Here is a 6300-nt window from a genome sequence, read left to right as displayed (position 1 = left end):
GGCCGGGGGCCGGGGACCGGGGGCCGGGGGCCGGGGGCCGGGGGCCGGGGGCCGGGGGCCGGGGGCCGGGGGCCGGGGCACCCCTTGCGGGTGCCCTAGTGGGGTGCATGCAATCGCCCTAGCAGCAGACCCTTTAGGTGGGCAAAAATCCCCTGAAGGATGCTATAATACGATTCGATGAAGATAGTTAGCAGAGCCTCTGGGAGACGATCCGTCAGAGGTTCTCGTATGTAGGTGCTGTGGAATATCAACCTGATCTCAAACAGATTACGGGCGAAGGTGGAGTCATTGCCTCAGTTACGCCGGGTGGTCTCGGGGCAACGCTTGGGCTCAAGCCTGGTGATACGCTGGTCGCGATTGGTCAACAACGCCTGCGCGATGTGATTGATTATCGTTTTGCTATCGCCGAAGAGTCGGTCACGTTGCGGGTACGCACTGCTGGTGGTGATGAACAGATCCATCAAATCAACAAAGATCCCGACGACGATCTTGGCATTGAATTTACCGAACCACTCTTTGATCGATTGCGTACATGCAACAACAAATGTCCCTTCTGCTTTTTGACCCAGATGCCCAAAGGGTTTCGTAAAACGCTCTATCTCAAAGATGACGATTATCGCCTCTCTTTTCTCTACAATAATTTTGTCACCTTTACCAATCTGACCGAAGAGGACTGGCAGCGCATCGGCGAACAGCGCCTTTCACCGATGAATATTAGTGTTCATGCGACTGATCCCTTCTGGCGGGGCCTCATGCTCGGCAAGCGTGATGTGCCCGATGTGCGTGAGCAGATCCACCGCCTTGGGGCTATGGGGATTGATGTTCACGCTCAGATCGTCGCGTGCCCGGGGGCCAATGATGGCGAAGTTTTGCGGCAGAGCATCGAGGATCTGCTGGCTCTCCAGCCAATTGTCCAGTCGATTGCGGTTGTTCCGGTAGGCTTGACGAAATACCGCTTTGACGGCAAACGTCCCAGCACGATCAAGGCGGCGATTCAGGTCCACGAGACGCCCGACTGGATCAATACCAACTGGGAACCGCAACCCCTCTGGGAAGAGCAAAAGCTCGCGCAGGATCAACCCGGGCGCCCGCTGCACAACCCCGAGATGGGATTCTGCTCACGACTTGGGGCGGCGACCGACATTCCGCTGCGTTGCTATACAGGCGCAGAGGCTGCGGCAGTCATCGATCTGATCGAGCCTATCGGCGCGCGCTGCCGGACTGAAACCGGCTTTACCCTTGTCTATCCGAGTGATGAGTTCTATCTGCTGGCCGAACGGACGGTGCCACCTGCCGAGCAGTACGATGATATGCCCCAGTATTCGAATGGTGTCGGCATGGTACGCGACTTCCTCGACCTGTGGGCACGCGCTCGTCGCAAACTCCCTGCCCGCCTTGCCCAGCCGACCAGCCTAGCGCTCGTCTGTGGCACACTGGCTGCGCCACTGCTCGAACAGGTTGCCCAACGGCTGAGGCGGATTGAAGGGTTAACGATCAACGTCTTGCCGATCACCAATCACTTCTTTGGTGAAACCGTCACGGTCAGCGGGCTCTTGACCGCCCAGGATCTGATCCCGGTTCTCCGTGCAAGCGGCTGCACCCGTGCGCTCTTGCCACGGGTCATGTTCAACTATACTGGTGAACGCACCATTGACGACTATACGCTGCACCAGATCACGGAAGCCTCCGGTGTCCCGGTGGCCCTCGCCGGCGATCCTGACGAACTGGTGCGCTATGTACGCGCCCTGGCCTATGATGTCTGAGCAGCGGTAGCCCAAAGGGTAGAGGACAGCGTACCATGCCAGAGCAACAGAAACGGATGACATCAATGATTGATGTCATCCAACGCGCCAATCAAATCGCTGCTAGCACTGAATTAGATGCATTACTCGATCAGTTGCTGGATCTGCTGCTCGAAATAACCGGCGCCGAAGCCGGCACCCTCTATTTATATGAAGAAGCCAGCCACGAACTTGTTTTTACGGTCGTCAAAGGCAATGAAGCGAGCCAGAAGCTGATCGGCATGCACATCCATGCCGACCGTGGCGTCGCAGGGTTGACCCTTCGTCAGGGGCAACCTCTTTTTATTGCCAATGTCGTTGATGATCCGCATTGGGATCGCGCCGTCGGCGAACTCGCAGGCATGGAATTACGCACCATGTACTGCGTTCCTTTGATGCTACGGGGCGTCGCCGTCGGCGTGGTGGAACTCTTCAACGTGTCCAACGACACATGCGACGAACCAGATGAGATCGCGTTGATTAATCTCATTTGCAACCGACTGGTCACCGAAATCGAAAAAGCTCGTTTGCTCACCGAAGCCCGCCAGCGCGAACGGCGACAGCACGCCCTCATCGAGATTATGTCACGCCTGACGACCACCCTCAACCGCGACGATCTGCTCAACCGGATCATGGAGTATGCGTGCGAACTGCTTGATATCGAGGCTGCTTCAATCTGGCTCTACGACGAGACGCAGAACGAACTGGTGCTCTACTTGGCGACGGGGTACCGACGAAGCGAAGTTGAGGCGAAGCGGATCCCAGCTGGCCATGGCATCATTGGCCATGTCGTCGCAACCGGCGAAACCGTCGTTGTCAATGATGTTCGTCATGATCAGCGCTTCTATCGCCAGTTTGATACTGAGAGTGGCTTTGTGACCCGTTCGATTCTCTGTGTCCCACTCAGAGCACCCAAGATTGAGGTTGGAGGGCAACTTGGGATCCTGGAGGGGCGGATCATTGGTGGAGCGCAGGCGTTGAATCCGCGCCAGGGCCGCACCTTCAAGGCCGAAGATATTAGCCTCTTCGAGTCATTAGCCGGACAAGCTGCAACCATCATCCGTCTGGCGCAACTCTACACCGATATTGATACGCTTTCGACCCGCATTATTGATGCGATTACCGGGGCCATTGACCTGAAGGATCCCTACACACGGGGGCACAGTCAACGGGTCAGTGATTTCTCGGTGGCCATTGCCCAAGAACTGGGGCTTGATCACGCCACGATCTATCGGGTACGCATTGCGAGCAAGTTGCACGATGTCGGCAAGATCCGGATCCCCGACCGTATTCTGAAGAAACGCGGCACCCTAACCGAGGCCGAATTTCGCCAGATGCGTCAACATCCGCTCTATGGGGTGGAGTTTCTCAAAGAGAATGGGTTGTTGGAACTTGAATTGCTGCGTGATGCCTGGCAGGCCTTGGCGCAGCATCACGAGCGACTGGATGGCGGCGGGTACCCCTATGGGCTCAAGGGCGATCAGATTTCACTGATCGGGCGCATCGTCGCTGTCGCTGACGTCTTTGACGCAATCACGAGTCACCGCACCTATCGCCCGGCGCGCTCGGTCGAAGAAGCGCTCACCATTCTGCAACGTCTTGCCGGTCGTGAACTGGATGAGGAGTGTGTTAACGCATTGGTGCGTGCCCGGTCAAAGGGGGCGATTCTTACGCAGGACGAGCGCAAAATGATGGCGATACTCAACCCTGCGTCGCCCGACGGAAATCCTTGATCTTCAACTGCAAGCGGGGCTCATTATTCCACTCGTCGTCCTCGAAGGTATAGGCAAGATCGAGCAGCGGATGGCGGCGCACTGCCTCGGCAAGGTGGCCGAGGCGAAAGGCAATCGCCTCGTAGGTTGTACCAGCCTTGCGCACCACCAAACGCAGATGCTGCCCCCCTGCCCCACGGGTACGCGCATCAACAACCTCAACGCGACTGCTCATCAGCACCGGCATTGGATTGGCCTGACCAAAGGGTTCGAGCCGTTTCAGTTCCTCAAGCAGACCCCAGTCGAGCCTATTCAGTTCAATTTCAGCATCAATCAACAGCCGCGGCACCAGCATCTCATCAGTAAGATGCTGTTCGGCGATCGCCAGCAACCGTGCTTCAAGTTCAGGCAGCCGCAGCGTGTGAATGGTAAAGCCAGCCGCAGCCGCGTGGCCGCCAAACCGCACAAACAGATCCTGGCACTGCGTGAGCGCATCAATGATACTAAAACCCGGCACCGAACGCGCGGAGCCCCGTGACTCACCCTCGCCACGTTCGATCAAGAGCACTGGACGCGCCCATTCTTCGACCAGACGCGCCGCCACCAGGCCCAACACCCCGGCGGGAAACTCCTCGTGCGCCAACATCACCACCCGTCGCTGCGTCACACCAGTTGCCTCGGCCAGCGCCTGCGCTTCGGCCTGGACACGTTTCGTCAAATCCTGCCGTTCGCGGTTGGCTTGATTCAGCACCTGGGCAAGCGTAGCGGCGGTTGGCGCATCCTGGGCAAGCAAGAGTTCATACGCGCGCACGGCATCATCGAGGCGGCCCGCCGCATTCAGACGCGGCCCCAGCGCAAACCCGATATCCGTCGCCGTCACGGCACTCCGACGCAAACCAGCAAGCTCAATCAGCGCCTTGAGGCCGGGCCGTTCAGAGGAATGGATCGCCTTGAGCCCCATCTTCACCAGGGTACGGTTTTCGCCGTGCAATGGCCCCATATCAGCGACCGTGCCCAGGGCAACCACATCAAGCAGATCACGCCCACGCAACCCGTTCAGTGTCAACCCGCGCCGAACGAGCGCCTGCACCAATTTGTAGGCAATGCCAACCCCCACCAGATCTTTGTAGGGGTAGGCACAACCAGCCTGTTTCGGATTGATCACGACCAGCGCATCGGGCAAGATAGCATGGGGTTGGTGGTGATCGGTAATGATCACATCGAGCCCAAGTCGCTTTGCTTCGGCAACCTCAACCACGTTGCTGATGCCACAATCAACCGTGATCAGTAGTTGCACCCCCTGCGAGGCCAGTTCGTTGATAGCAAAAACATTGAGCCCATACCCCTCACGGGTACGATGGGGAATGTAGGGCTGCACCTGTGCCCCCATGGCCGTCAAGGCCTGGATCAGCAAGGTGACCGCAGTGACACCATCAGTATCAAAGTCACCATAGATCGCAATTTTCTCTTCATGCTGAATAGCATGCGAAATACGATCACATCCTTCAGCCATACCCTTCATCAAAAACGGATCATGCAGACCGGTACGGTGATCGTCAGTCAGAAACGCCGCAATTGTTTCGGGAGAATGTTGCTGACGCTGATAGAGCAACGTCGCGAGCAACGGACTCAGCCCGGTAGCCTTGGTAAATTCGGAGGATGCAGGCGGCGCGAGCTCCCAACGTTTGCGACGTGCAGACATAAGCCTCTCTTTTTGCGCAACAAAGCAGAAATGTAAGACTCGGAAATAGGAAAGAGCCGAACGCATCAGGACGTGATAGATGGCTCAGAATGTTACAGTCGCCGGAAAGCTTGCCCAAGCGAGCCATGAGCCTAACAATCTACCGTTGCAGCGCCGGTGAGGATACGGGATGGTAGCCTGTTCAAGGCTCATAGACAAAAGCCGGACGTTCGCCATAGGCAGCAATCGATTGCGCCTGCTGATCGCGGAGCGAGACAATAGGGTCAGCAACCGGCCAGATAATACCCAGGGCCGGATCGTCCCAACGCACGGCACCCTCAGCGGCAGGTGCATAGTAGCCCGAGCACTTATATTGCACTTCGGCGACCGCCGACAAGGTAAGAAAGCCATGCCCGAAGCCAACGGGGATGAAGAGTTGACGGGCATTCTGGTCACTCAATTCAGCCGCCACCCAGCGGCCAAACGTCGGTGAGCCGACCCGCAAATCAACGGCAACATCAAGAATCGTCCCCCGTGAACAGCGTACCAGCTTTGCCATTGGGGCCGTCAAATCTTGATAGTGCAAACCTCGCAAGACCCCTTGACGCGACTGCGAGTGGTTATCCTGAACAAAGGTACAGGTAATACCCTCAGCCGCATAGAGATCCTGGCGGTAGGTTTCAAGAAAAAACCCACGCTCATCGCGAAAGAGATCGGGCTCGACAATCAAGACTCCGTCTAGTTCCGTCTTTGTGATCCGAATAGCCATAATTGTTGAAGGGTAAACAAGGATAGAAGCCTGACCTATTGTACCACACGCCTTGCTTCACAGTTCGCATATACAATACGCCGGAGAGACCAGGATAACTGGCATCTCCGGCGTATGCGGTGTGGTGGGCCGCCCCGGATTCGAACCGGGAACCAGTCGGTTATGAGCCGAGTGCTCTGCCGTTGAGCTAGCGGCCCCAACAGCGGGCGGCCCTATTATACCATGGACTGTTGCGCATGGGGTAGCGGCACAAAGAGACCGTTACGGTTTGGGGACTACTTCTGCCAGGCCCTCTGGGGGCCAGCCGAGCAACTGCCCCCGACAGAGTTGGGCCATCGGGAGCGTGCGCACGTCGTA

At 57.4% G+C, this 6300-nt stretch carries 4 protein-coding genes and 1 tRNA gene; 2 read left to right on the top strand and 3 right to left on the bottom strand.

What is annotated here, in order from left to right; all coding sequences use genetic code 11:
- Window positions 1-239: 239 nt before the first annotated feature.
- Both A9Q02_RS12565 and A9Q02_RS12560 read left to right on the top strand, forming a co-directional pair.
- On the top strand, window positions 240-1763 hold the full coding sequence (locus tag A9Q02_RS12565; protein ID WP_097653435.1) for a DUF512 domain-containing protein: 1524 nt from the start codon (window positions 240-242) through the stop codon (window positions 1761-1763).
- A gap of 35 nt (window positions 1764-1798) precedes the next feature.
- The gene (locus tag A9Q02_RS12560) at window positions 1799-3514 is read left to right on the top strand and encodes an HD domain-containing phosphohydrolase (protein ID WP_097653434.1); all 1716 of its coding nucleotides are present in this window, start codon (window positions 1799-1801) and stop codon (window positions 3512-3514) included.
- Here A9Q02_RS12560 and recJ read toward each other — a convergent pair.
- The 3 genes from recJ to A9Q02_RS12545 form a co-directional block, all read right to left on the bottom strand.
- Window positions 3483-5195: a single-stranded-DNA-specific exonuclease RecJ gene (gene recJ / locus A9Q02_RS12555; RefSeq protein WP_097653433.1), complete on the bottom strand. Its 1713-nt coding sequence runs from the start codon at window positions 5193-5195 to the stop codon at window positions 3483-3485. The genes A9Q02_RS12560 and recJ overlap by 32 nt on opposite strands.
- Window positions 5196-5376: 181 nt before the next feature.
- A complete protein-coding gene (gene rfbC / locus A9Q02_RS12550) occupies window positions 5377-5943 on the bottom strand; it encodes a dTDP-4-dehydrorhamnose 3,5-epimerase (RefSeq protein WP_097653432.1) in 567 nt (188 codons plus the stop codon).
- Between the two features lie 122 nt (window positions 5944-6065).
- Window positions 6066-6140 (bottom strand) — tRNA-Ile (locus A9Q02_RS12545).
- Window positions 6141-6300 lie beyond the last annotated feature (160 nt).

Origin of the sequence: Candidatus Chloroploca asiatica (genome assembly GCF_002532075.1) — a bacterium.
Taxonomy (GTDB): Bacteria; Chloroflexota; Chloroflexia; order Chloroflexales; family Chloroflexaceae; genus Chloroploca; species Chloroploca asiatica.
The sequence above is the reverse complement of the archived record's forward strand: the minus strand, read 5'-3'. Positions and strand labels throughout refer to the sequence as shown.

Excerpts from the sequence above, each read along its gene's own strand:
- A9Q02_RS12560 (WP_097653434.1), top strand. The coding sequence starts at position 1,799 with ATGCCAGAGCAACAGAAACGGATGACATCAATGATTGATGTCATCCAA.
- recJ (WP_097653433.1), bottom strand. The coding sequence starts at position 5,195 with ATGTCTGCACGTCGCAAACGTTGGGAGCTCGCGCCGCCTGCATCCTCC.
- rfbC (WP_097653432.1), bottom strand. The coding sequence starts at position 5,943 with ATGGCTATTCGGATCACAAAGACGGAACTAGACGGAGTCTTGATTGTC.